The following is a 24,533-nucleotide window of genomic DNA, read 5'->3' as shown; positions in this document are numbered from 1 at the left end:
TTCCAAGCAACGAGGGAACTATGAAACACAGGCTCGCAGCGTTAGCGCTGCTTTGCCCTGCCATCCTGGCGAGGGCCGAGGACAGCAAGGTACACGAACACGTATTCGGCAATGGCTTGAAACTACTGGTAAAGGAAGACCACCGCTCGCCGGTGGTGGTTTCGCAGGTGTGGTACAAGGTCGGCGCCAGTTACGAACCCGGCGGCATCACCGGTATTTCGCACATGTTGGAACACATGATGTTCAAGGGTACCGAACAATATCCGGCCGGCGAATTCTCCCGAATCATCGCCGCCAACGGCGGCAGCGAGAACGCCTTCACCGGCCAGGATTACACGGCGTATTTTCAGACACTGGAAAAATCCCGGCTGGAAATCAGTTTTAAGCTGGAAAGCGACCGGATGCGCAACCTGAATCTGAAAGCCGACGAGTTAAAAAAGGAATTGGAAGTCGTCACCGAAGAACGCCGGATGCGCACCGACGACCAGCCGCGCGCCAAAGTCCACGAACAATTCATGGCGACCGCGTTTACCAACAGCCCCTACCAAAATCCGGTGATCGGTTGGCCGTCCGACATCGCCAATTACCAGATCGAAGACCTGCAAGCCTGGTATCAACAATGGTACGCGCCGAATAATGCCACTTTGGTGGTAGTCGGCGATGTCGATGCCAAGCAAGTCGAGCAACTGGCCGAACAATACTTCGCACCGCTAAAACCCAGCACGATCAAGCCGGTCAAGCCGCAAGCCGAATCCGAACAGCGCGGCGTGCGCCGGATCACCGTCAAGGCGCCGGCCAAATTGCCTTACGTGATGCTGGGCTACAAAGTGCCGGTCTTGAACACCGCCAAACCCGAATGGGAAGCTTACGCGCTGGAAGTGCTGTCCGGCATCCTCGACGGCGGCGACAGCGCCCGCTTGCCGGCCCGTTTGATCAGGGGCAAGCAGATCGCGGTATCGGCCGGAGCCGGTTACGACTTGACCTCGCGCTTGTCGGACTTGTTCCTGCTGGAAGGTACCCCGGCCGAAGGTAAAACCGTATACGACTTGGAGTACGCCTTGCTCGACGAGGTTTATCAACTGAAGAACGAGCTGATCGACAAAGAGGAATTACAACGCATCAAAGCTCAGGTACTGGCCAGTTCGGTCTACCAAAAAGACTCCAATTTTTATCAAGCCATGCAACTCGGCACGCTGGAAACGGTTGGCATCGGCTGGCAAAAGTCCGACGACTACGTTGCCAAGGTCAATCAGGTCACCGCCGAACAGGTGCGCGAAGTCGCGCGTAAATATTTGATCGAAGACACCTTGACCGTCGCCTACCTCGATCCGCAGCCGATCACCGAATCGGCCAAACCGAAAAAACTGTCAGGAGCCCGTCATGCGTTTTAATTTATTCGGTCTGATTCTGCTGCTGCTCAGCCAGTCGGCTTGGGCCGCCGCCAAAATCGAACATTGGCAAACCGCGCAAGGCAGCCGGGTTTACTTTGTACATACCGGCGGCCTGCCTATGGCCGACATTCGGGTGGTGTTCGACGCCGGCAGCGCCCGCGACGGCGCCCAATTCGGCATCGCCTCCTTGACCTCGGCCTTGCTAGACAGCGGTGCGGCAAACTTGAGCGCGGACGACATCGCCCAGCGTTTCGAGTCGGTCGGCGCGCAGTACGGCGCCGGCGTCAGCGAAGACATGGCCTGGCTGTCGGTGCGCACCCTGACCGACCGAGCCTTATTCGACAAGGCATTGGCGACGTTCGAAACCGTGCTCAGCCAACCGGCGTTCAACGAAGCCGATTTTCAGCGCGAAAAAGCCCGCACCTTGGCCGGCCTGAAACATCGAGAGGAATCGCCCGGCGAAATTGCCGGCATCGCGTTCAACAAGGCGGTTTTCGGCGACCACCCCTACGCGCATCCGGAAGCCGGTTTGATCGAAACGGTCGCGCCGTTGACCGCGGCCGATTTGAAAGCCTTTTACCAGCGCTATTACGTCGCCGCCAACGCGATGGTCGTGATCGTCGGCGATTTGAATCGGCAACAAGCCGAGCAAACCGCGAATGCGGTACTGGCAAAGTTGCCGAAAGGCGAAAAACCGGCCGAAATTCCGCCGGTAACCATGCCCAGCCAGACCAGCGAACAACACATCGAATTTCCGTCGACCCAAACCCACGTGTTGGTCGGCCTGCCAGGTACTTATCGCAAAGACCCGGATTACTTCACGCTTTACGTTGGTAATCACATCCTGGGCGGCGGCAGCATGGTATCGCGCTTGTTCGAAGAAGTCCGGGAAAAACGCGGCCTGGCCTACGGGGCCTACAGCGTGTTCGCGCCAATGTATCGGCAGGGACCGTTCATGATGAGCTTGCAAACCCGCAACGATCAAACCGGGCAAGCCCTACAGGTGCTGCGGCAAACCTTCGCCGAGTTTTTGGCGAAAGGCCCTAGCGATGCCGAACTGACCGCCGCCAAGCAGAACATTACCGGCGGCTTCGCGCTACGCCTGGATACCAACGCCAAGCTCAGCGACTACGTGGCGATGATAGGCTTTTACCAGCAACCCTTGGATTATCTGGACACCTTCCAGAGTAAGGTCGAAGCGGTGAGCGTCGAGCAGATCAAGGATGCCTTCGCGCGCCGGGTGAAACCGGAGTTGCTGCAAACCGTTACGGTCGGCGGCGCGGCCGCCAAACCCACGCCCGCGAAGCAAGCCAAAGCAACCGAGGCCGAGGCCGGCGAATAAGCATGGCGAACCGGATACGCATCATCGGCGGCCAGTGGCGCGGCCGGCAAATCCTGTTCGAGGACGCGCCGGGCTTGCGGCCGACGCCGTCCCGGATTCGGGAAACCTTGTTCAATTGGTTGCAGCTTGATGTCGCCGGCAGCCGCTGCCTGGATTTGTATGCCGGTAGCGGCGCGCTGGGTTTCGAAGCGGCCTCGCGAGGCGCCAAGGAAGTCTGGCAAGTGGAAAACCATCCGAACGCCTGCCGCTGGATCAGAGACAACGCCGGCACGCTCGCGGCCAGCTCGATCAACTTGGTCGAGCGGGACGTGTCGACCTTTTGCAAGGCCCCGCGCGGGCCTTCGATCTGGCGTTTCTCGATCCGCCATTCGGCCGTGACTTGGCCGGCCCAACTTGCGAGTTGCTGGAAACCGCCGGCTGGTTGAGCGTTTATGCAAAAATCTACGTCGAAACAGAAAGCAATCGACCGCTGCCGGTCTGGCCGGACGGTTGGCGGTTATTGAAGGCCAAGACGGCCGGCGAAGTCGCCTACAGCCTGTTGCAACGCTGCTAAGGCTTTCGCGATCCGGATGGGTTAAAATGCGCGCCTTTTTCCTATGGCCCCAAATCCATGAACATTACCGCGATTTACCCGGGTACCTTCGATCCGGTTACCAACGGCCATCTGGATCTGATCGCCAGAGCCTCCCGACTGTATCGGCAAGTCATCGTCGCGGTGGCGGTCAGCAAGGGGAAGAATCCACTATTCTCGTTGGACGAGCGGGTGGCCTTGATTCGCGAGGTCGCCAGCGAATTCCCGAACGTCACCGTGATCGGCTTCGACACCTTGTTGGTCGATTGCGCCCGTAAGCACAAAGCCAGCGTCATCATTCGCGGCTTGCGGGCCGTTTCGGACTTCGAATACGAATTTCAATTGGCGGGAATGAACCGCCGGCTGAATCCGGATATCGAAACCGTATTCCTGACCCCGGCCGAACAATACGAGTTCATCTCGTCGAGCATGATCCGCGAGATCGCCCAATTGCACGGCGACGTGTCCAGTTTCGTGCCCGAGCCGGTCAAACAACGTTTAATCGCAAAATTTAAATCGGAGTAACCATGGCACTGCTTATTAGCGATGAATGCATCAACTGCGACGTCTGCGAACCGGAATGCCCGAACGGCGCCATTTCGCAAGGCGAGGAAATCTACATCATCAACCCCAGCTTGTGTACTGAATGCGTCGGCCACCACGACAAGCCGCAATGCATGGAAGTCTGTCCGGTGGACTGCATTTCCAAGGACCCCGGCGTCGTCGAGGATCAGGACAGTCTTTACCGCAAGTATTTGAAGCTGACCCGTTAATTTCGGCCGACTCGACGTCCGCTCGCGACCACTAAGTGGACGATGCGACGTCGATACCCGCCGAATGTTGGGATTATCGAAACATGTGATTCGCACCGCCGAGCCTAAGCCGATCGCCAGCCGGTTGCACGACTATTTGGAAATCGCCCATCTTTACGGTTATTGCGTGAAAGCGGCGCCGAGAAACGGCCGAGTACTAGAGGGCAATGGCGTCGATACCGTCACAATCGCCGACAAGCGCGAGGTTTTATTGTTGGACACCGACGGCATCGAAGCCTTGACTTTGGCGAAGCTGGAAATGCCGACACCGGGTGCGACGTTTACCGACCAAGCGTTTTAGAATAACTTAATTGGCGGCTTGAGCCGCGGCCCTCGGTGTGTCTGTAAATGCCGAGGGAAAAATCTATACGATCTTAATCTTGAACGATTGCGCGGCTTAGCGTGGCGCCGGGGCGGCGCGATTACCCCGCCCCAGCGATACCGACCATTTAACGCCCGATCGCGTAATAGCCCAAACCGAACTGTTTGACCAACCGGGGTTCGTACATATTCCGGCCGTCGAAGATCACTTTGTCCTTCAATTGCTTGCTCAGATCGTCGAAATCCGGGCTGCGGAATTGTTTCCACTCGGTAACGATGATCAGCGCATCGGCGTCGTTTAAGGTATCGGTCTGTTTAGGACAATAAACCAGTCCTGCTTTGTCGCCGTAGATACGGTGGGCTTCTTCCATCGCTTCCGGGTCGTAGGCACGTACCGTGGCGCCGGCGGAGATCAACGCCTCCAGCAGGACCCGGCTGGGCGCTTCGCGCATGTCGTCGGTGTTGGGCTTGAAGGCCAGGCCCCACAACGCGAAGGTTTTGCCCTTGACGCCGTCGGGATAGTGCGCGGAGATTTTTTCGAACAAGCGGTGCTTTTGCCGGTCGTTGACATTTTCGACGGCACTCAACAATTCGGCATGATAGCCGTAGTCGCGAGCGGTGCGTTCCAGCGCCTTGACGTCTTTGGGAAAGCAAGAGCCGCCGTAGCCGCAGCCGGGATAAATGAAGCTGTAACCGATCCGGCTGTCCGAGCCGATCCCGTGACGAACGTGCTCGATGTCGGCGCCCAGACGCTCGGCCAGGTTGGCCAATTCGTTCATGAAACTGATTTTGGTGGCCAGCATCGCATTGGCGGCGTATTTGGTCAGTTCGGCGGAGCGAATGTCCATATTGATGACCCGCTCGCGGCTACGGTTGAACGGCGCGTACAAGGCTTTCAGCAACTCGGCGGTGCGCGGATTGTCGGTGCCGATGATGATGCGGTCCGGCTTCATGAAGTCATCCAGCGCCGAACCCTCTTTCAGGAATTCCGGATTGGATACCACGTCGAATTCCAAGGCTTCGCCGCGTTGCGCCAGGACATCGACCACGACTTGCTTGACTTTGTCGGCGGTACCGACCGGCACCGTGGACTTATCGACGACGATTTTGTAATCGGTCATGTGCTCGGCAACGCTTTTGGCCACCGCCAACACGTATTTCAAGTCGGCGGAGCCGTCTTCGTCCGGCGGCGTGCCGACCGCGATGAATTGAAATAAACCGAAATCCACGGCTTCCTTGACGTCGGTGGTGAAGCTCAAGCGGCCGGCAGCCATGTTGTCCTTAACCATTTCTTCCAGACCCGGCTCGTAAATCGGGATAATGCCTTGTTTCAAACGTTCGATTTTGCTGGCATCGACATCCATGCACATCACTTGGTTACCGACCTCGGCCAAGCAAGCACCCGTTACCAAACCTACATAACCGCTGCCAAACACTGTAATTTTCATTGTTACACCTTGTAAACTAATTGGAATTTCGCTGTTGTTTCAATCGGTACAGCGCCGAAATATCTTCGTCGCCATAACCCTTAGCCATTAACTTGGCGTAGTCCGCCAAGGTCATTACCGTCAACGGACTGGCCATGCCGGCATGCTGCGCCATCTGCTGGGCGATCTTCAAATCCTTGTGATGCAGGGCGAGTTTGAAGCCCGGCGGGAACAAGCCTTGCGTCATCGTTTTGCCCCGGTGATCCAAAAACCAGTTGCCGGCGGCGCCGCCGGCGATGACGTCGATCACTTTATCCATCGGCAAATCCTGAGCGTCGGCAAACGCCAGCGCTTCGGTCACGGCCTGATTGATGCCCGCCACCATGATTTGATTGACCGCCTTACAGGCTTGGCCGGCACCGACTCCGCCTAGGTGTTCGATGCGCTTGGTCATGGCCGCCAATAGCGGGCGAACCTGCTCCAGCACCTGGGCATCGCCTCCCACCATCATCGCCAAGCTGGCGTTACGGGCGCCTTCGACGCCGCCGGACACCGGGGCGTCGAGGAAGTCGGCGTGCCGGGCCGCTAGCCTTTGCGCGGCCTGACGCGCGGTATCACCGGACACCGTGGACATGTCGACCACCACACTCCCAGCCCGCACGGTTTTGCAAATCGCGTCGACCACCGCCAATACGTCTTTGTCGGCCGATACGCAGACGAACAACACCTCGACCCGCGCCGCCATTTGCTCGATGCTCTCGCAGGCTTCGATGCCGAGTTCGGCGGCCAGCGCCGAGGCTTTGTCGCCGCTACGATTATAAACCGCCGCCAAGTGGCCGGCCTTGGCGAGGTTAATCGCCATGCCCCGCCCCATGGCGCCCAAACCGATAAAACCCGCTTTCATTCGTACTCCGTTGGCTTGCGTCGGCTAACGCCGTTATTTATCCAGATAAGTATAGGCGTTTAGTCCGACCAGCAATTCTTGCTCGAAAGCGTGCTTTTGCTCGGCGCTTAACGGGGCCTGGTCCAGTTTGCGCCGGTAGGCCGCTTTCAATGCGGTGGTATCGATATGCACGTAATCGAGCAATTCGCTGACATCCTCGCCTTCCATGAATTCGCCGAAGCGGTAACCGTCGCCGTCCAGTTCGACGTTAATCGAATGGGTGTCGCCAAACAGATTATGCATGTCGCCCAGAATTTCCTGGTAGGCGCCAACCATGAAAAAGCCGATCAAATAATCGTCGCCGGCGGCGATGGCATGCAGCGGCAGCGTGTTAGCGATGTTTTGGCAATCGACGTATTGATCGATACGGCCGTCCGAGTCGCAGGTCAAATCCTGCAACACCGCGCGCCGGGAAGGCGGCTCGCTCAAACGATGAATCGGCATGATCGGGAAAATCTGGTCGATACCCCATATGTCCGGCATCGATTGAAACAGTGAGAAATTGCAAAACACCTTGTCGGCCAGCTTCTCGTCGAGTTCCTGCAAAATTTCGCGGTGATGGTGGTTATCCAAATTCAACTGCGCCTGGATTTGTTGGCACAAACCGACATAGCGCTTTTCGGCGTCGGCCAGTTCGGCCAGACCGATGTCGCCCTGCACGAAACGGGCGCGGGCTTCGGCCATGTCGAACTGAGCGTTGTGATAAGCCTCGCTGACGTTGCCGAAGCGCCCGACTGCGGGCGCCGCGCCGTGCAAGGTTTCGACCTCGGTGACGTTGGTAATCAGCACCGCATGGTGAGCGGTGATGGCGCGGCCGGACTCGGTAATAATGTCGGGTTGCGGCAGACCGTAGGCGCGGCTGGTTTCGGCAAAGGCGCGGACGATATTGTCGGCGTATTCGCGCATGCTGTAATTGATCGAACATTCCCTACGCGAGCCGCTGCCGTCGTAATCGACGCCCAAACCGCCGCCGGCATCGACGGTGGTGATGTTGGCGCCCAAGTCGCGCAATTGTCGGTAAAACTGGCCGGCTTCCTTCAATGCCAGTTTGATGTCGTGGATGTTGGCGATTTGCGAACCCATGTGAAAATGCATCAAGCGCAGGCAATCGAGCATGCCGACCTGCTCCAGGCGGGCCACCAATTGCAGGACCTCGTTGGCGTGCAAACCGAATTTGGATTTTTCGCCGCCGCTGTTCTGCCATTTGCCGGCGCTGATCGTGGATAGCCGCACCCGCAGGCCGATCAGGGGCTGAACTTGCAACTTGGCGGCTTCTTCCAGAATCAGTTCCAGTTCGGACGGTTTTTCGATGACGATGAACACCGCCAAGCCCATCAATTGGCCCATTAGCGCCATCCGAATATAAAACCGATCCTTGTAGCCGTTGCAGACGATGGTGCCGTTGGGCTTGGCCAACCCCAAAATCGCCAACAACTCCGGCTTGCTGCCGGCTTCCAGGCCGATATGCTCGGCCGACACGATGCTTTCGACGACATTGCCCTGCTGATTGACCTTGATCGGATACACCGGCGTATAGCGGCCGGCATAGTCGTGATGGGCACGGGCCTGGTCGAAAGCTTGTTGCAGCCGGCGGATGCGGTCCGGCAGAATATCGGTGAATCTGATCAGCACCGGCAGACTCAAGCCTTTGTCCTGCAAGGCTCCGGCTACCTCGAACAAGTCGATTTCCACCTGACTAGCGCCGCTCGGTTTGACGCTGACATGCCCCCGGTCGTTAATCGAAAAATAGCCGTCGCCCCATTGTTGGATCGCGTATAGCTGTTTGGCCTGTTCAATCGACCATGCGGATGTCGGCACCTAAGCTCCCCGTGCTGTCATAAAGTGGTGGCAATTCTAAAGTATAATGCCGCGAATTTTATGACTTTTTGAGGACAACACATGCTCGACGCCACCTGGTTCAGCGAAGCGCAAGAGCCATCCGGCTCCGCCTTTTCATTGAAAATCAAACGCAAGCTGCACGAGGAGCAATCCGAGTTTCAGTTTCTGGAAATCTACGAGACCGAACAATTCGGTAATCTGATGGTCATCGACGGCTGCACGATGGTCTCGACCCGCGACAATTTTTTCTACCACGAGATGATGAGTCACCCGGTGCTCTACACCCATCCCAACCCGAAAAGAGTCTGGATCATCGGCGGCGGCGATTGCGGAACTTTGCGCGAGGTGTTGAAGCACCCGAATGTCGAGCAAGCGGTGCAAATCGACATCGACGAACGCGTTACCCGCTTGGCGGAAATTTATTTCCCGGAGCTTTGCGAATCCAACCAAGACCCCCGCGCCGATTTGAAATTCATCGACGGCATTAAATGGGTCAAGGACGCCGAGCCCGGCAGCGTGGACATCATTATCGTCGATAGTACCGACCCGGTTGGCCCCGCCGAAGGTTTGTTCTGCGCCGATTTTTACAAGGATTGCTTCCGGGCCTTGAGCGAGAACGGTATTGTCGTTCAACAAAGCGAATCGGCCTTGTTGCACATGAAAATCCTGAAAGAAATGCGTGCGGAAATGCAGGCCGGCGGTTTCGGCAGCCTGCAAACCATTTTCTTTCCGCAATGTATTTATCCGTCCGGTTGGTGGAGCGCGACGATGGCCGGCAAGGGCGATCTAGCCAAGTTCCGTGAAGCGGACGCCGCCGCCAAGCCGTTCGAGACCGTATACTACAACAGCGACATCCACCAAGCCAGCCTGGCCTGCCCCGAGTTTTTCAAGAAAGCCTTGGCCTAACACCGGCCGGCATCCGCCATTCCGCGCCGGTCCCCAATGGGGCCGGCCGCTGAAATCTCCGCGAATCAACGCCCAGCACGATGACTGGATGCGAAGCTAAACCTCCCTCCCTTGCCAACCGACAAGCCGCGTCGTTTGAAACCTGCTCGTCTACCGCCAGCGGAAATTGCTTGAGTCGCGTGTCGGCCGTCGGCCGATATGTGCGTTAACGTACCGATCCACCGTAATGACCGTGTTAAGTTCTGCCATTGTTTCGGGCGGGTGACTAAAAGAGTTTGCGAGCTTTACAAACAGCTATCGCCGGACTCGCGCAAAGGGATCACGGCAATGTAGTATCTGACCCTTCTGCATTCATCTATTTCCAAGCGAGCTAAAACATGGCCGACACTCCCGGAACCCATTCAGGTGCCGATGCGTTGACGCGAGCCGTCAGCCATGGCCCGGCGCCCAAAACCCCGCCAAGTGCCGATAGCGGCGGCACGCCGCCTATCGTTGCGGTCGGTGCGTCGGCGGGGGCTGGAAGCCTTGGAACAATTTTTCGCTGAGGTTCCGGCCGCCTGCGGCGTGGCCTTTGTCGTCGTCCAACATCTCGATCCCCATCATCAAGGCATGCTCCCGGCATTGTTGCAGCGCGCCTCGCAGTTGACCGTCATTCAGGCCGGCGACCATATGCCCGTCAAGCCCGATTGGGTATACGTGATTCCGCCCAACAAGGATTTGTCGATCCAGCGCGGGAAACTGCGTTTGCTCGAACCTCGGGTGCTAAGGGGCTTGCGATTGCCGATCGACGCGTTTTTCAAGGCGCTGGCGGACGATCAGCACGAGCGGGCGATCGGCGTGATTTTGTCGGGCATGGGGTCGGACGGTACGCTGGGCTTACGCGCGATCAAGGAGAATGCCGGCTTGGCAGTCGCGCAGTCGCCGGAATCCGCTCAATTCGACTCGATGCCGCGTAGCGCCATCGACGCCGGTTTGGCGGATATCGTGGCGCCGCCGCGAGTACTGTGGGAAAAGATCCTGGCTTATCTAAAGCACAGTCCGCGCGGTTTGCACGCAACGCCTGAAACGGCGCCGGCCTCAAAGAGCCGCAGCTCGCTGGAACAAATCCTGATTCTGCTGCGCGATCGTACCGGTAACGATTTTTCTCTGTATAAAAAATACTATGTATCGCCGTATCGAACGGCGCATGGGTTTGCGCCAAATCGACGCGATCGCCGGATATGCGGACTATCTGCGCGAGAATCCTCAAGAGTTGGATTTATTGTTCAAGGAATTGCTGATCGGCGTCACCAGCTTTTTCCGCGATCCGGAGGTTTGGGCGTCGCTAAAGACCGAGGTCATTCCGGCGCTGTTGGCCGAATATCCGGCCGGCAAGGCCTTGCGGGCCTGGGTGCCGGCTTGCTCGACCGGCGAGGAAGCGTATTCGCTGGCGATGATCTTCAAGGAAGTGTTAGCGGAAAGCCAGAGCCCGCGTCCGTTCAAGCTGCAAATCTTTGCCACCGATCTGGATCAGGATGCCATCGACAAGGCGCGGCAAGGCTTCTTTCCCGCGACTATCGCCGGCGAGGTGTCCGAGGATAGGCTTAGCCGCTTCTTTAATGTGGACGGCGGCGGCTACCGCATCAAAAAGGACATTCGCGAGATGGTGATTTTCGCGCCGCACAACGTGATCATGGATCCGCCGTTTACCAAGCTGGATCTGCTTTGCTGCCGAAATCTACTGATTTACCTGAGTCAGGAATTGCAGCAAAAACTGATTTTGCTGTTCCACTATACGCTCGCCAGCCACGGGATATTGACGCTCGGCAACGCCGAAACGATCGGGAATGCCAGTCATTTGTTCAGCGCGACCGACCATAAATTAAGACTTTATCGGCGCATCGATACGCCTTTTCCGTTGAACGTCGATTTCCCGACCAAATATTTCCCCGTCGCATCCATGATCGAAGATACCGAAAAACACCCGCCTATCGCCAATTTGCAAACCTTGGCGGATCAATTGCTGTTGCAACACTTCGCTCCGGCGGCGGTCTTGGTTAACGCCGACGGCGACATTCTTTACATCAGCGGACGCACCGGTAAATATCTGGAGCCTGCCGCCGGCAAGGCCAATTGGAATATCCACGCGATGGCCCGCGACGGTTTGCGGCACGAACTGATCGGCGCGCTCAAAAAAGCCAGAACTCAAGCCGACGTAGTGCAGGTCGCCGGCCTGACGGTCGCTAACGACGGCGGCGGCCAAACCGTGAATTTGTCGGTGCAGGCCATCCACAAACCCGATGCGTTAAAGGGCATGTTGATAGTGGTGTTTACCGACGTTGCCGCGGCACCGGCCGGTAAAGTGTCGCGCAAATCGCCGAACGCGGCGCAGACCTTGCTTCAGGCGGAGCTACAGCACACCCAGGAAGATTTACAAACCCTGCGCGAGGAAATGCAGACCTCGCAGGAAGAACTGAAATCCGCCAACGAAGAACTGCAATCGACCAACGAAGAATTGCAGTCCACCAACGAGGAATTGACCACCTCCAAGGAAGAGATGCAGTCGTTAAACGAGGAGCTGCAAACGGTCAATGCCGAGTTGCAAATCAAGGTCGACGATTTGTCGCGCGCCAGCAATGACATGAATAATTTGTTGAATAGCATGGAAATCGCCACGGTGTTCCTGGACGGCACGCTGAATATCCGCCGTTTTACCAGTCACATCGGCCATTTGTTTAAGTTGATCGCCGCCGATGTGGGGCGGCCGTTGTCCGACATCGTCACCGACCTGGACTATCCCGATCTACAACAGGATGCGCGGGAAGTGTTGCGAACCTTGGTGTTCGTGGAAAAGCAGATCAGAGCGAGCGACGAACGTTGGTTCAAGGTGAGGATCATGCCGTACCGGACCCAGGACAATTTGATCGACGGCGTGGTTATTACCTTTATCGATATCTCCGAAACCAAGAAGCTGGAAGCCGAATTAAGGAACAGCCATGAAAAATCGGAATGACACGATTCGCACGAAAGTCGAGCTGCGCCAACGAGCCGAACGGCAGTTGGCCAATACCGCGCCGGACATGCCGGTTGATCCGCAAGACCGCTCGCTGCACGAGTTACAAGTGCATCAGATCGAACTGGAAATTCAAAACGAAGCGTTGCGGGAAGCCCGCGGCCTTGCCGAACAAGCGTTGGAGCGCTACGCGGAATTGTTCGATTTCGCGCCGATCGCCTATTTTACGTTAGGCGACGACGGCGGCATCCAGCAAGCCAATTTCAAGGGCGAACAATTATTGAAGCTGCAGCGCTTCACGGTTGACGGGCGACGCTTCGCAGATTTCGTTGCCGGCGAATTTCGGCCTGTGTTCGATCAATTTCTGGAGCAGGTGTTTGCCGGAATCGCCGCGCGGCATTGCGAGATCGTTCTGGCAGCGGCCGGAACTTCCCGTTGGGTGACTATCGAGGCGATTGCCGATCGGAAAAATCGAACCTGTCTGGCGGCGGTCATCGACATCACCGAGCGCAAACGCAACGAACAAGAAGTACAGTTGGCCGCGACAATTTACCTGGCGCTCTCGGAGGCGATTATGGTGGCCGATGCCGACAACCGCATTGTCGCGATCAATCCGGCGTTTAGCTCGCTGACGGGATATTCCGCCGACGAAGCCATCGGGCAATCCACCTCATTGCTGAAATCCGGTCGCCAAGATCAGGCGTTTTTTCAGGCGATGTGGCACAGCTTGCATCAAACCGGCCAATGGCAAGGCGAGCTTTGGAACCGCCGCAAAAACGGCGAGGAATTTCTGGCGCGTTTATCGATCAGCACCGTCTACGGCGACAGCGGCCAAATCGTTCGCCGGGTGGCGATGTCGTCCGACATCACCGAACAACGCCGAGCGGAAGAAATCATTCACAGACAGGCCAACGTCGATCCTTTGACCGGCCTGCCTAACCGGCGTCTGTTTCTGGATCGCTTGCAACGCGCGATTGGAAAATCCCGCCGCGGCCACCAAAAATTGGCGCTGATGTTCTTGGACCTGGATCACTTCAAAGACATTAACGATACCTTGGGACACGACGTGGGCGACCGTTTGCTCGAGGAAACCACGCATCGTCTGATGGCCTGCATCCGCGAGACCGATACCCTGGCGCGGCCGGGCGGGGATGAATTCACGCTGATCATGGGGGAATTGCAAGACCTTAACAGCATCGATCGGGTGGCGCAGGCGATTCTGCGGACCATGACGGCGCCGTTCAAATTGAAGGATGAGCTTTGCTACATCTCCATCAGCATCGGCATCGCGCTGTATCCGGACGATGCCGACTCAGTGGAGGATTTACTGAAAAATGCCGATCAAGCCATGTATGCCGCCAAGAAGCTGGGCCGCGGCCGGTTTTGTTACTTTACGCCGGCAATGCAGGAAGCCGCCGAAATTCGCTTGCGGCTGACCAACGACCTCCGCCACGCGTTGGCCGATCAACAAATCTGGGTGGCGTATCAACCGATCGTGGATTTGGCTACCGGCGAAATCCGGAAAGCCGAAGCGCTGATCCGCTGGGAGCATCCCACTCGCGGCCGCGTCAATCCCGCCGAATTTATTCCCATCGCCGAAGACACCGGGCTGATCACCGAAATCGGCTCCTGGGTGTTTCATCAAGTGGCCGAGCAAGTCGCGGTTTGGCGCCATCGTCACAGCGCCCAGTTTCAGATCAGTATCAATAAATCGCCGGCGCAGTTTCATAACAATAGCGACAAATTGGGCGATTGGTTCGAACACTTGCAACGTTTGGGTTTGCCGGGCGGGTGCATCGCGGTGGAAATTACCGAAGGTTTGTTGCTGGACGCTTCCAATACCGTTACCGAGAAACTGCTGGCTTTTAAAAACGCCGGGATGCAGACGTCGTTGGACGATTTCGGCACCGGCTATTCGTCGCTATCCTATCTGAAAAAATACCAGATCGATTTCTTGAAGATCGATCAGGCTTTCGTGTCCGGTTTGACCGCGCATTCCACCGATATGGCCTTGTGCGAGGCGATTATCATGCTGGCGCACGTATTGGGCATAAAAGTGATCGCCGAAGGCGTGGAAACCGAGGTGCAGCGCGATTTATTAATGCAGGCCGGCTGCGATTACGGGCAAGGCTACCTTTTCTCGAAACCGGTGCCGGCGGCGGACTTCGAAAAGCTGTTCAGCTCGACTCGGGCCGATGGTGGACCGCGATTTCAACAGCGTTGAAGGACTCTCGATGACAATCTCATCGGCGTTTTCGACCCATTTTCCGGTTTCGCTAGCCCGCTGCAGGGTAGGTTGACCGGATATGGCTACTAGGCTCGCGGTGGGACGGACAATATCGCGGCGCAGTTTCAAACCAGGCGAGCGGCCAAACCGACTTTTTTCAAAATGGGTGCGCCTGTCAGTGTAAGCGTTGGCGCCAATACCCTACCCGCCATCGTGTCGGCGCGCTCGCTATCGGCGCGGCCTCCGCAGCTCCACCGTTTCAGGCAAATGCAGACACCAAACGCCGGAGGTTTTACAATATTGGCCTATGCTTGACTACACCCTTAAACACTAACGACGGAACAGGGTTACAATGCCGCCATGACCAGCACTCCCCCGGATAAGACCCAGCAAGACTCGGCGAACACGCTGGTGACCAAACTGTCGGAAGCCGGCAGGACCCGAACCGAGCTGGAGCCTTACCTGATCATGCTGTCGGGGCATCATCAAGGCAAACAGTACAAACTGGACAAGCCGCAAATCAGTTTGGGGAGGGGGCGGATGCCGACATCTGCGTGCCGGACCCAAAAATCTCCCGCCAACATTGTGCCTTCATCCGCTATCCCGGCTACATCGTTATCGCCGACCTCAACTCCACCAACGGCACCTTCGTCAACGGCAAACGCATCCAAAAGCAACGCATCGATTTGCTGGATAGGGTCCGGGTCGGCGATTTATACCTGAAGATCGATTATAAGCGCTTCATAGAAGCCCGCTCCGAGGAGGAACTGTACCAAGCCGCCAATATCGACGCGCTGACCGGCATCCTGAACCGCAATGCATTTATGATGCGGGCTCAACAAGAGTTGGCGTTTTGCAAACGTGCCGACGCTCGAATGACCATCGTCATGTGCGACGCCGATCATTTCAAACAGAAAAACGACACCTACGGCCATTTGGCTGGCGACCAGATTCTCAGGGAATTGGCGAATATCCTCGGCGCGGAAATGCGCGAGGAAGACTTGGTGGCCCGCTACGGGGGCGAGGAATTCATCATGCTGCTACGCGAATCCAGCGTTGCAGCCTCGGTCGCCTGGGCCGAGCGTATTCGTTTAACCGTGATGAACCATAGTTTCCGTTTCCAAAACCGCTACATACCGACGACCATATCGATCGGTATCTGCAGCCGCCCCATCGATCCGTTCCTGACGCTGGAAGCCATCATCCAAGCCGCCGACGATGCGTTGTATCTCGCCAAGAAAAACGGCCGCAATCGGGTCGAAGTTGCTGGCGACTGAGCTGAAAAGAAGGTCCCCTGGCGACCGCTAAACCCTAAATGTCCGCTGTCACGGATGCTTTTCCGGTGATCGCTGCTATGCTTAAGCGGCTATGCGGAATTACCTTATGCAACATAACGGGAGCACTGTCATGAAAATCCATCCATTTCTCACCACCTGCCTGCTTTCCGGTTTCCTGTTGACACCGGCGGCAAACGCACACGAAAACGGTTATTTGCACGACTTTACCGACAAAATTAATCAGGGCTTTTTTAATATGGCGCTGGGCGTCGGCGAGCTGCCGAAAAACATCGTCAATATCAGCAGCGAACAGAATATTCTGGTCGGCATGAGCTGGGGTTTGTTGCGCGGCGTTGCCCACACCGTCGGCCGAACCTTGGTCGGTACCGTCGAATTTATCAGCGCGCCGATCCCGAGCGATGAATTCATCTCCCCGGCCTACGTCTGGGAACGCTACAGCGAAGACACCCGCTATTTCGGTCTGCACCTGCCCGGCTATTGGACCCATTACGGTCCGATGGACGACGGCGAGTAACGGCGCACCACCACGACGAGGAGAACACCATGAAAACGCAATCAGTTTACTTGCCACTCGCGGTTTTAGCCGTGTCCTTGACGGCCTGCACCACACCGAAACAAGATACCTCGGAATTAAAAGCACAAATCGACGCCTCCATGGCCGGCCATTACGGACAATCTATCCTCCACGAGGAAAAAGCCGAAGAAAACCTGGAAACCGCCAATCACATTCTGGAGCATTGGGAGAAAGGCTACTATTGGAATATCGACGAGAAGCAACAGGCTCAGGCCGCCGCGCGAGCCGCCGCCGAGCATAAATTGCAGTCAGAGAAGGAACTGTGCGCTTGGTTGACCGAAGTTCACGGCCACAACCATCACCAGAACGAGCCGATCCACCACGTCGCAGCCTATTTCAAAACCGGCAGCGCGGTACCGTTCAAAACGGATCACGGCGGCATCGGCCATCTCGGTCACTACCTTGGCGCGCATCCGGATGCCAAGGCGGCGGTCACTGCATCGGCCGACACGGTCGGCAAATCCAACGACAACATGGCGCTGTCCAAACGCCGCGCCGATACCGTGGTCAAGTTATTGATCGATCACGGCGCCAAGGCCGAGCAATTGACCGTCAGCGCCACCGGTGAAGGCCAAGGTCCAGACAATACGCCCAACCAGGATTATCGGGTCGCCACGATTACCACCAGCCATCCCAAATACCTCGATTGTCCCAATCTGAAATAAGCCTTTGACTCTCCCGACCCGCGCCCGATGGGCGCGGGCTCGGCCTGTATCACATCTGGTCGGCCGCCTGCTTTTGGCGTTCGGCACTTTCGAAAATTTGTTTTTCCGCGTCCCTGGCTTGTTCGACCGGCTTTTGCAGCGCCTCGGCGACCGCTCGGCCATCGCCGCCGGCGCGTGGCTCGTCCGACGGCTGATCGGCAGAACCGCAACCGGCGATAACCAGCATCAGCGTCGAGCAGACCACTGTCCTAGCCGACCGTCTCACGAGGCCTCCCGGTCGCTTCGCGGCCTATCGAGCACCTGTTTAACGGCTTCGGCAATCGCCACCTCGACGTTGGCGGTCATTCGTTGATATTGGCTGTCGTCAACGTGTATCCCCTTGTCGATCGGATTGCGCACGTAACACGGCGTTAATCGGTTCAAGGCCAGGCAAGCCACGTCTTCCCGCAAGCCGCCCCCTCCGGTAATTCGCCGGATTCGGCCATTTTCCATAACCGGTCGACGACCAATTGCTCGTAATAATTGACGATGTTGAGCATACAAACTCCTGACTGAAAACAAATGCAGGTTAACCATAGCCCAGATTCGGACGAGCGCGGTTCATTGCACGATTTCCGCCATTCGCAACAATTTGGAACTGAGTTTCAAACCGGCATCCCTGACCGCCGGCAAATTCACCACCAACTTTAATTTATTGTCGCGCAACGTAAATTGCACCATGCCGCCGCGGCGGGCGAAATCCTCGACATCGCTGACCAGCAGTACGTGGCGGATGCGGGCATATTCGCTGACCGCCTTCGACAATACGTGGAGATCGCTTAAAAACAGGATGCGGCAATTGTCGATGTTATCGCCGAGCGACACGTGTACGACGCGGTTGTCGATTTGCCAACCTTCCAAAACCGGTAAATAGTCGCGTAGCGGACTGTCGCCCAACAGACAAATATTGACTGGCGCCGATTCCGGCCATTCCGCCAATTCCGCGAAATGAAACAAATAGGCCGTCTTTAGCTGATACTCCTGATTGGATGGCACGCTGTCGCTGGCAGCGACCCACGAAATCGCCGCCACGGCCAACAGCGAAATCCAGCCAACGCGCCAGCGCGCCAGCACGCCCACGACCGACCGGTTAAAACCGCCAGGATACTTGGGCAAAATAACCACGCTGCAATTGACTGACCGATTGTATGTACAGAATGTCGCTAAACTCGGGATGGTAGGCGTCCAGCAAATTTTGGCCGCTGACCGAAAACTCCAAATTCCGGTGCGGATGCCAACCCAGGCGCAAATCGAGGGTAATGTAATCCGGTATTTCGCGTTGATCCACATAAAGCCTATCGACATAGCGCGCCCAGGCGTCCAGTTCGATTTCGCTGGTCAGGTTGAACAGCGAGCGCAGCGACAACTGATGGCTGGGATTGAAGTGCTGCTCGGTCAGCGGATCGCGCAGCCAGGATTGGCTACGGTCGTATTCGATATCGAATTGGTTGGCGCTGTATGAGGCCTGCAGGCGCCAATCGTGGTTGACTCGATAGTTGGCCGACACTTCCAGTCCGTAGCTTTTGACTTGCCGCTCGTTGCCGACCGTAGCTTCCAAAGTGCCGGGAATGGGATCGTTGAAAACTTGGCCGGTAAATCGAGTGCCCTGCATCCGATCGTAGATGTTGTAAAACAGCGCGGTATCGATATCGAAGGTATCGGTCGCCTGCCAGCGCCAACCCAACTCGTAGGCCATCAAGTTCTCGGTCAACATGTGGGGATTGGCAATGGCTTCGAAAAACCGGTCTGTACCGGGAATCGTCTTGTACAGCCGAATGCTGTGCTGGGCTCGATTCGGCAAGACCACCGCCCGCGATATCGCCGCCCACAGGCTGTGGCGACGGTCCGGCGTCCAAATCAAACGGGCATTCGGTTCGGTTTCCCACCCGGTGTAAGTGAAATGCTCGACCCGGTTGGCTAGCGTCAATTTGACGTCTTCGCCCAAATCGATTTGATCCTGCAGAAACAGACCGACGTTGTGCTGAGTGAATTCGGCCGGCAAAAAGCTCAAGGTCAGGGTATTGTCGAAACGATCGTTGATCATTTGATAGTTCAAACCCCACAACCAATGGTGGGCGCCGTCGGACGGCAGGCTGTCCTGCCAATCCAGCACGTATTGCGATCGACTCATTCGGTTCATCGCCAACGTCCACTCGGTTTGGGTGAACGCCATGTTCAGGCGCCAATCGTGGCCGCTGTCGGTCCGGTGTCGCCAATCGCCTTGCAGACTGCCGGTCACGCCGTCGCGGCCGAAGTCGTCGGAGCGCCAAGCGGGCGGATCGATACTGGTCACACCGATGTAGTCACCCTGTAAACGGTAACGCGCCACATTGGCTTCCAGCATCCATTGATCCCGTTCGCCGGTTTGACCGTCCAGCCGAAAATTGGCGTTTTGCGCGTTCATATAGTCGGCGGTATCGCCGGCACCGTTCAGCCGCGCGCTGGCGTCGCGGTTGACCGCATTCAAGGTGCCCCGCCAATGTACCCCGTCCGTCAGTTGGCCGCCGTAGCGAACCCCGCCGAAACCGCGCTCCTCGGTGCCGCCGCCGCCGTACAACAAGCCGCCCTGGGTGTCGCGAGCCGAGCGCGTTACGATGTTGACGGTGCCGTTCACTGCGTTGGCGCCCCATAAGGTACCGCTGGGGCCGCGCAGCACTTCGATACGCTCGATGTCCTGCAGCGCCGGATTCTGCTGGCCCCAATACACCCCGCTGATCAACGGGTCGTAAACGCTGCGGCCGTCGATCATCACTTGTAGTTTATTGGCGTATAGATCGTTGAAGCCGCGCGCGCTGACGGCCCAATTGGATGCATTGATTTTCGCCACGTTCATGCCCGGCACCATCCGTAACACGTCCGGCAGGCTATTGGCACCGGAACGGCGTATATCTTCGCCGGTAATCACGAAGGCCGCCGCAGGACTGTCCTTGACCGATTGCTGGCGACGCGCCAGACCGGAGACATCCAACTCAGTCAGTTCCTCCCAACTCAGCGGCAGCAGTTCGGCCGTGGAACTGATCGCATCGCTGCCCTCGTCGGCAACGGCCGGTCGGCAAGCCGTGCCTAACAGGCAAAGTATCAGGATCGAATATCGGCAATCGCCAGTGTCGCGCATGACCAATCACTCTCGGTAAGCAATTTACCCGAACATTATACGTTAGCCGGCGCTTCGGCATGCCGATAGCATTGACGGCGCCAAGACCGAACAACATCATCAGCCCCGTCGCCGCGAATATTGGTAAATCGCATCGGGTTTCCAATCCTTTTCGGATACGCCATCGATTCGACTCGCCCCAGCACTATCGGCGCGATCGAGCGCCAAGGGAATGCTTTAGCCTATCCGGTACCGGGATTCGACAATTCAAGCTTACTCGGTCCGTAACGCCCGCAACGGATTCAGGCGCGCGGCGCGGATCGCCGGCACCACGCCGGCGGCGACGCCTATCGCCAACGACAAAAAAAACGCCGAGATCAGATATCCCCAGGCTAGTTCCACCGGTAAACCCGGCAACAGCGTTCGCACCGCCAGCACTACGCCGACGCCGACCGCGAGGCCGCCCAAGCCGCCGCTCATGCTCAACAGCAAGGCTTCGCTGAGAAACAGCCGGAACACCGTACCCCGCTCGGCGCCGATGGCACGCAACAAGCCGATTTCACCGACTCGCTCCGAAACCGCGATGGTCATGATCGTCAATATACCCACCGAGCCGACCAACAGCGAGATTCCGCCCAGCGCGCCAACCGCCATGGTCAGCACGCCCAGCACCGAATCCATTTTTTCCAGCATCTGATTTTGGCTGACCAGCGTGAAATCCTCGCTGCCGTGCCGCGCGATCAATCGGCGCTTGATGGCCTGTTCCACGGTCGCCACGCTCGCTTCGCCGCTATACAACAGGTCGATCTCCATCAGGCTCTGCCGGTCGAACATTTCCATCGCCTTGTCGGCGGCGACAAATACCGTGTCGTCCAGGTCAAAGCCCAGCATTTGGCCTTTGGCCTCCATGACGCCGACGATCCGGAACCGGTCGTTGCCGATCCGCAGCCGTTGGCCGAGCGGACTGCTGCGTCCGTACAATTCGCGATACACCTTGCTGCCCAGCACCGCGAAAGCCCGCGAGGCATGGTCGGCGGAATCGGGCAGAAAGCGGCCGCTGGCGACCCCGAGTTGCCAGACTTGCGGTAAGGCCGCGCCTACGCCAAACACATTGGCGCGGCGCTGGCGATTGCCGGCTTCGATCCGGGCGTTGCCCTGCACCAACGGCATGGCCGCGACGACATTGTCCAGCCGGCCCAAGCTGACCGCATCGGCCACCGACAACGGCCGCACCGTACTGATCGTCGCGCCGGACAAGCCAAAGGTGGTGGTCTTGCCGGGAAACACCGCCAGCAAATGGGTGCCGAACTGGGTAAATTCCGCTAACACGAAACGGTGTATGCCTTGGCCGATCGCGGTCAGAATCACGACCGCGGCGATGCCGATGATCAGACCCAGCGCGGTCAGCAAGGAGCGCTGCTTATGGCTGAACACGCTGGTCCGCGCCAGCATTAAGGTATCTAGCCAGCTCATGATTAGCGCCGTCCCAAGGCCGTCACCGGGTTCAGACCGGCCGCCTTACGGGCCGGCAACACGCCGAAGCCCAGGCCGGTCGCCAGTGCCACCGCCAGCGAAGCTGTCCAAGCCCAAGCCGGCAAATGCAGCGGGAAATTAGGATACCACCAGCCCAGCGCGGCGATACCGGCGTTGCCCAATAGATTGCCCACTAAAGCGCCGGCCAACGACAACAAGGCGGCTTCGGTCAAGAACAGCGCTTGCAGCTCGGCGCGCCGGGCGCCCAAGGCCTTCAACAGACCGATTTCGGCGGTACGCTGGCTGACGCTGACCAGCATCACGTTCATCACCAGCACGCCGGCCACCGCCAGGCTGACCGAGGCGATGCCGGCCACCGTGTAAGTCAGTGCGCTAAGAATCTTGTCGAAAGTGTTAACCACGCTGTCTTGAGTAATCACGGTAATGTCGTCCTCGCCTTCATGGCGCGCTTGGATGATGCGGCGCACCTCGTCGACAGCTCGGTGCATCGCCGCTTCGCTATGCGCCTCGATCAGAATTCGGAACAAGGAGTGACTATCGAACAAGGCCTGCGCCGAGGCCACCGGCACGATCACCAGTTCGTCGAAACCGGTACCGATCGACTGGCCTTCCTCGGCCAGCACGCCAACGACCCGGAAGCGGCGGTCGTTGATTCTAAGCCATTCGCCGACCGCTCGACGTTGGCCGAACAAATCCTCGCGGATTTTCTTGCCGATGACGCAGACCGACAGTTCCCGCCCAGCGGCGGCTTCGGGCAGAAATCGGCCCTGGGCGACCGTTAAATGTCGCACCCGCAGCAAGGCATGGGTCGAACCCATGATGTTGGTTTCCCGCTCCAGGCCGGCCACCGACACCGGCGCCGAACCGATATTGACCGGCGCGATCGCGGCGATATTGCGGCTGCGGAACAGGGCTTCGGCGTCTTCCAGCGTCAGATCCCGCGGCGTCTCGCCGAGCAGCGGGGGTGGCCGCCGGTGGTTTCGCTACGGCCCGGCAATACAATCAACAAGTGGGTGCCCAGCGACTCGAATTCGTTGACGACATACGTGCGCGCGCTGTCGCCCAACGCGGTCAGGATGTTCACCGATGCTACGCCGATACTCATCGCCAGCACAATCAACCCGGCCCGTAATGCTTGGGCTGCGATGGCCTTGCCGGCTTGGAGCAGGATGTCTCGCAACAGCATGGGTTGACTCCGAGTGAAGAGGGAATTCAAAAAGGCGGTAACCATTCAGCGCGAAGTAAAAAACACCTTCTCCCGACGGAGCAGGGGAATGAACACCTCAGCGTCAGCTACGCCGTTCGCTGAGCGGAGTCGAAGCGATATCGCTGGCTTCGGCTCCGCTCAGCCAACGCCTTATTTCAGCTCCGCTCAGCCAACGTCCTATTTCAGCTCCGCTCAGCCAACGTCTTATTTCGGCTCCGCTCAGCCAAGATCTTATTTCGGCTCCGCTTTGACAACTGCTTACATCGACTGTAACCGTTCAACTTAACGCCAATGGCAACCAACTTACCCCAAGCGACATCTGAACAGTTAAAAAAGGCGAATGTTTGTCGCTATTCTGGCGGTAAATGCCGCCCGCGTATACCTCCAACCCGAATCGGGCCGCCGAAGCACCGTCAAAAGCAGGTAAACTAAGCCTTTATCCATTCACCCGACCGTGTCCAAATCCACTTCGCCGCCGGCCGCCCGGCTCGTTTCCAGCGCCGCGCGCCGTCGGCAAACCTTGGGCTTGCTGGACATGATTGCCGCCTGTTTATTGTTCTCGTTGATGAACGCCGGCGTTTACGCCAGCCAACGACTGGACCCCGGCTTGCCGGCGGTGATGGCCAGCTTCATTCGGATTCTGTGCAATCTTGCCGTACTGATCCTTCCCGCATTGGCAGGCCGTCGGCTGACGGCCTTGCTGGGCGACTGCCGGCCATCGCTATGGTTACGCGGATTGTTCGGCGCCAGCGCGCTGATGCTGTCGTTTACCTCGATCGCCTGGATCGGTCCCGGCGAAAGCACGTTTTTAACCTCCAGCAGCGGCGTGTTCGTCGCCTTGCTCAGCCCCTTCCTACTGGCGCAGAAGAACTCGTTGGCGGTCTGGCTGGCCATCGTCGGCGCCTTTAGCGGGGTCGGTTTGCTATTCGACTTTCAGCAAAGCGGCAATTTATTCGGCCAGGCCACCGCGCTCGGCGCCGGTTTGCTGTCGGCGCTGGCCTATTTGATGTTGGCGAGGGCCGGACGCAGCAACCCGGCGACCACGGTAATCTTTTATTTTTGCTTGGCGGCGCTAATCCTGCACGCCGCCTATTTTACAGCGTTCGGCTTCCGCTGGCCGGCCAGTCCGGAGAGTTGGGGCTTGCTGATCGTGGTCGGTCTGCTCGGCAGCGGCGCCCAGCACTTTCTAACCCGCGCCTACCAATCGGCACCGGCGGCCTTGGTCAGCTCGGTCGGTTATCTGACGCCGGTGCTGAGTTTGAGCTGGGGCGCGATCTTCTTCGAACAAATCCCCAGCTCAACCGCGCTGCTCGGCGCGGTGTTGATTTTATTGTTTGGCGTGTTGTTGCCATTTTTGCGCTAGCGGCGGGGATTTGCTAGCCATTTGCAGC

The 24,533-nt window shown here is 57.8% G+C and carries 24 protein-coding genes and 1 pseudogene; 15 read left to right on the top strand and 10 right to left on the bottom strand.

All coding sequences use genetic code 11. From position 1 onward, the window contains the following. Positions 1-20: 20 nt before the first annotated feature. The 7 genes from ACP4CD_RS18510 to ACP4CD_RS18480 all read left to right on the top strand — a co-directional run bounded on the left by ACP4CD_RS18510 (position 21) and on the right by ACP4CD_RS18480 (position 4,417). Positions 21-1,391 carry a M16 family metallopeptidase gene (locus tag ACP4CD_RS18510; RefSeq protein WP_426992027.1) on the top strand — a complete coding sequence of 457 codons (1,371 nt, stop codon included), beginning with the start codon at positions 21-23 and terminating at the stop codon, positions 1,389-1,391. Next, positions 1,381-2,733: a M16 family metallopeptidase gene (locus ACP4CD_RS18505; protein WP_426992026.1), complete on the top strand. Its 1,353-nt coding sequence runs from the start codon at positions 1,381-1,383 to the stop codon at positions 2,731-2,733. The genes ACP4CD_RS18510 and ACP4CD_RS18505 overlap by 11 nt, the downstream gene beginning before the upstream one ends. A gap of 2 nt (positions 2,734-2,735) precedes the next feature. Beyond that, positions 2,736-3,158 carry an RsmD family RNA methyltransferase gene (locus ACP4CD_RS18500; RefSeq protein WP_426992024.1) on the top strand — a complete coding sequence of 141 codons (423 nt, stop codon included), beginning with the start codon at positions 2,736-2,738 and terminating at the stop codon, positions 3,156-3,158. Beyond that, positions 3,053-3,286, top strand: a complete 234-nt coding sequence (locus tag ACP4CD_RS18495; protein ID WP_426992023.1) for an RsmD family RNA methyltransferase — start codon at positions 3,053-3,055, stop codon at positions 3,284-3,286. Before ACP4CD_RS18500 ends, ACP4CD_RS18495 begins: the two co-directional genes overlap by 106 nt. Before the next feature lie 57 nt (positions 3,287-3,343). Next, positions 3,344-3,829, top strand: coding sequence for a pantetheine-phosphate adenylyltransferase (gene coaD, locus ACP4CD_RS18490; protein WP_071159082.1), 486 nt, complete (start codon positions 3,344-3,346; stop codon positions 3,827-3,829). A 2-nt stretch (positions 3,830-3,831) separates the two neighbouring features. After that, positions 3,832-4,077, top strand: coding sequence for a YfhL family 4Fe-4S dicluster ferredoxin (locus tag ACP4CD_RS18485; protein ID WP_064028440.1), 246 nt, complete (start codon positions 3,832-3,834; stop codon positions 4,075-4,077). Between the two features lie 64 nt (positions 4,078-4,141). Then, positions 4,142-4,417 carry a Rho-binding antiterminator gene (locus tag ACP4CD_RS18480; RefSeq protein ID WP_313730321.1) on the top strand — a complete coding sequence of 92 codons (276 nt, stop codon included), beginning with the start codon at positions 4,142-4,144 and terminating at the stop codon, positions 4,415-4,417. Positions 4,418-4,565: 148 nt separating this feature from the next. Here the strand turns inward: ACP4CD_RS18480 and ACP4CD_RS18475 are convergent, their stop codons facing one another. From ACP4CD_RS18475 to speA, 3 genes are read right to left on the bottom strand one after another with little or no spacing between them, the layout of a single operon-like run. Then, positions 4,566-5,885 (bottom strand): UDP-glucose dehydrogenase family protein, encoded by a 1,320-nt coding sequence (locus tag ACP4CD_RS18475; RefSeq protein ID WP_281021680.1) that lies wholly within the window; start codon positions 5,883-5,885, stop codon positions 4,566-4,568. A gap of 16 nt (positions 5,886-5,901) precedes the next feature. Then, a complete protein-coding gene (locus tag ACP4CD_RS18470; RefSeq protein WP_071159088.1) occupies positions 5,902-6,768 on the bottom strand; it encodes an NAD(P)-dependent oxidoreductase in 867 nt (288 codons plus the stop codon). 33 nt (positions 6,769-6,801) lie between these two features. After that, positions 6,802-8,625 (bottom strand): biosynthetic arginine decarboxylase, encoded by a 1,824-nt coding sequence (gene speA, locus ACP4CD_RS18465; protein ID WP_426992022.1) that lies wholly within the window; start codon positions 8,623-8,625, stop codon positions 6,802-6,804. 81 nt (positions 8,626-8,706) lie between these two features. Here speA and speE point away from each other — a divergent pair, with 81 nt between their 5' ends. The 7 genes and pseudogenes from speE (at position 8,707) to ACP4CD_RS18430 (ending at position 17,308) form a co-directional block, all read left to right on the top strand. Next, positions 8,707-9,552 carry a polyamine aminopropyltransferase gene (gene speE, locus ACP4CD_RS18460; RefSeq protein WP_071159092.1) on the top strand — a complete coding sequence of 282 codons (846 nt, stop codon included), beginning with the start codon at positions 8,707-8,709 and terminating at the stop codon, positions 9,550-9,552. A gap of 435 nt (positions 9,553-9,987) precedes the next feature. Further along, positions 9,988-10,503: pseudogene (locus ACP4CD_RS18455) on the top strand (chemotaxis protein CheB); the annotation flags it as partial. Positions 10,504-10,738: 235 nt separating this feature from the next. Further along, complete coding sequence (locus ACP4CD_RS18450; RefSeq protein WP_426992020.1) at positions 10,739-12,544, top strand: CheR family methyltransferase; 1,806 nt, start codon at positions 10,739-10,741, stop codon at positions 12,542-12,544. Beyond that, on the top strand, positions 12,528-14,768 hold the full coding sequence (locus ACP4CD_RS18445) for a putative bifunctional diguanylate cyclase/phosphodiesterase (RefSeq protein WP_426992019.1): 2,241 nt from the start codon (positions 12,528-12,530) through the stop codon (positions 14,766-14,768). Before ACP4CD_RS18450 ends, ACP4CD_RS18445 begins: the two co-directional genes overlap by 17 nt. A gap of 557 nt (positions 14,769-15,325) precedes the next feature. Further along, a complete protein-coding gene (locus ACP4CD_RS18440; protein WP_426992018.1) occupies positions 15,326-16,048 on the top strand; it encodes a diguanylate cyclase in 723 nt (240 codons plus the stop codon). Positions 16,049-16,178: 130 nt separating this feature from the next. After that, positions 16,179-16,583: an exosortase system-associated protein, TIGR04073 family gene (locus tag ACP4CD_RS18435; RefSeq protein WP_281021686.1), complete on the top strand. Its 405-nt coding sequence runs from the start codon at positions 16,179-16,181 to the stop codon at positions 16,581-16,583. Between the two features lie 29 nt (positions 16,584-16,612). Continuing rightward, positions 16,613-17,308 (top strand): OmpA family protein, encoded by a 696-nt coding sequence (locus tag ACP4CD_RS18430; protein WP_064026732.1) that lies wholly within the window; start codon positions 16,613-16,615, stop codon positions 17,306-17,308. Between the two features lie 49 nt (positions 17,309-17,357). Here ACP4CD_RS18430 and ACP4CD_RS18425 read toward each other — a convergent pair whose 3' ends face one another. The 7 genes from ACP4CD_RS18425 to ACP4CD_RS18395 form a co-directional block, all read right to left on the bottom strand. Continuing rightward, complete coding sequence (locus tag ACP4CD_RS18425) at positions 17,358-17,573, bottom strand: hypothetical protein (RefSeq protein WP_157197795.1); 216 nt, start codon at positions 17,571-17,573, stop codon at positions 17,358-17,360. Continuing rightward, complete coding sequence (locus ACP4CD_RS18420) at positions 17,570-17,758, bottom strand: late competence development ComFB family protein (RefSeq protein WP_426992015.1); 189 nt, start codon at positions 17,756-17,758, stop codon at positions 17,570-17,572. The genes ACP4CD_RS18425 and ACP4CD_RS18420 overlap by 4 nt, the downstream gene beginning before the upstream one ends. A 150-nt stretch (positions 17,759-17,908) precedes the next feature. Beyond that, positions 17,909-18,463, bottom strand: coding sequence for a YfiR family protein (locus tag ACP4CD_RS18415; RefSeq protein ID WP_426992013.1), 555 nt, complete (start codon positions 18,461-18,463; stop codon positions 17,909-17,911). Beyond that, a complete protein-coding gene (locus ACP4CD_RS18410; protein WP_426992012.1) occupies positions 18,438-20,462 on the bottom strand; it encodes a TonB-dependent receptor plug domain-containing protein in 2,025 nt (674 codons plus the stop codon). The genes ACP4CD_RS18415 and ACP4CD_RS18410 overlap by 26 nt, the downstream gene beginning before the upstream one ends. 252 nt (positions 20,463-20,714) lie before the next feature. Next, positions 20,715-21,914, bottom strand: a complete 1,200-nt coding sequence (locus ACP4CD_RS18405) for an ABC transporter permease (RefSeq protein WP_426992010.1) — start codon at positions 21,912-21,914, stop codon at positions 20,715-20,717. A 2-nt stretch (positions 21,915-21,916) separates the two neighbouring features. Continuing rightward, positions 21,917-22,828: an ABC transporter permease gene (locus tag ACP4CD_RS18400; protein WP_426994708.1), complete on the bottom strand. Its 912-nt coding sequence runs from the start codon at positions 22,826-22,828 to the stop codon at positions 21,917-21,919. A 38-nt stretch (positions 22,829-22,866) separates the two neighbouring features. Next, positions 22,867-23,121: an ABC transporter permease gene (locus tag ACP4CD_RS18395; RefSeq protein ID WP_426992008.1), complete on the bottom strand. Its 255-nt coding sequence runs from the start codon at positions 23,119-23,121 to the stop codon at positions 22,867-22,869. 475 nt (positions 23,122-23,596) lie between these two features. Between ACP4CD_RS18395 and ACP4CD_RS18390 the strand changes: the two genes are divergently transcribed. Beyond that, positions 23,597-24,505 (top strand): DMT family transporter, encoded by a 909-nt coding sequence (locus ACP4CD_RS18390; RefSeq protein WP_426992007.1) that lies wholly within the window; start codon positions 23,597-23,599, stop codon positions 24,503-24,505. The last annotated feature ends 28 nt before the right edge of the window (positions 24,506-24,533 follow it).

The sequence above is a fragment of the Methylomonas stagni genome (assembly GCF_050154735.1).
GTDB lineage: Bacteria > Pseudomonadota > Gammaproteobacteria > Methylococcales > Methylomonadaceae > Methylomonas > Methylomonas koyamae_A.
Note: the sequence above shows the minus strand (reverse complement) of the source record. Positions and strands in the feature narration are given on the sequence as shown.

Coding starts and splice junctions, on each gene's coding strand:
- ACP4CD_RS18510 (WP_426992027.1), top strand. CDS start 21: ATGAAACACAGGCTCGCAGCGTTAGCGCTGCTTTGCCCTGCCATCCTG.
- ACP4CD_RS18505 (WP_426992026.1), top strand. CDS start 1,381: ATGCGTTTTAATTTATTCGGTCTGATTCTGCTGCTGCTCAGCCAGTCG.
- ACP4CD_RS18500 (WP_426992024.1), top strand. CDS start 2,736: ATGGCGAACCGGATACGCATCATCGGCGGCCAGTGGCGCGGCCGGCAA.
- coaD (WP_071159082.1), top strand. CDS start 3,344: ATGAACATTACCGCGATTTACCCGGGTACCTTCGATCCGGTTACCAAC.
- ACP4CD_RS18485 (WP_064028440.1), top strand. CDS start 3,832: ATGGCACTGCTTATTAGCGATGAATGCATCAACTGCGACGTCTGCGAA.
- ACP4CD_RS18480 (WP_313730321.1), top strand. CDS start 4,142: ATGTTGGGATTATCGAAACATGTGATTCGCACCGCCGAGCCTAAGCCG.
- ACP4CD_RS18475 (WP_281021680.1), bottom strand. CDS start 5,885: ATGAAAATTACAGTGTTTGGCAGCGGTTATGTAGGTTTGGTAACGGGT.
- ACP4CD_RS18470 (WP_071159088.1), bottom strand. CDS start 6,768: ATGAAAGCGGGTTTTATCGGTTTGGGCGCCATGGGGCGGGGCATGGCG.
- speE (WP_071159092.1), top strand. CDS start 8,707: ATGCTCGACGCCACCTGGTTCAGCGAAGCGCAAGAGCCATCCGGCTCC.
- ACP4CD_RS18450 (WP_426992020.1), top strand. CDS start 10,739: ATGGGTTTGCGCCAAATCGACGCGATCGCCGGATATGCGGACTATCTG.
- ACP4CD_RS18445 (WP_426992019.1), top strand. CDS start 12,528: ATGAAAAATCGGAATGACACGATTCGCACGAAAGTCGAGCTGCGCCAA.
- ACP4CD_RS18435 (WP_281021686.1), top strand. CDS start 16,179: ATGAAAATCCATCCATTTCTCACCACCTGCCTGCTTTCCGGTTTCCTG.
- ACP4CD_RS18430 (WP_064026732.1), top strand. CDS start 16,613: ATGAAAACGCAATCAGTTTACTTGCCACTCGCGGTTTTAGCCGTGTCC.
- ACP4CD_RS18410 (WP_426992012.1), bottom strand. CDS start 20,462: ATGCGCGACACTGGCGATTGCCGATATTCGATCCTGATACTTTGCCTG.
- ACP4CD_RS18405 (WP_426992010.1), bottom strand. CDS start 21,914: ATGAGCTGGCTAGATACCTTAATGCTGGCGCGGACCAGCGTGTTCAGC.
- ACP4CD_RS18395 (WP_426992008.1), bottom strand. CDS start 23,121: ATGCTGTTGCGAGACATCCTGCTCCAAGCCGGCAAGGCCATCGCAGCC.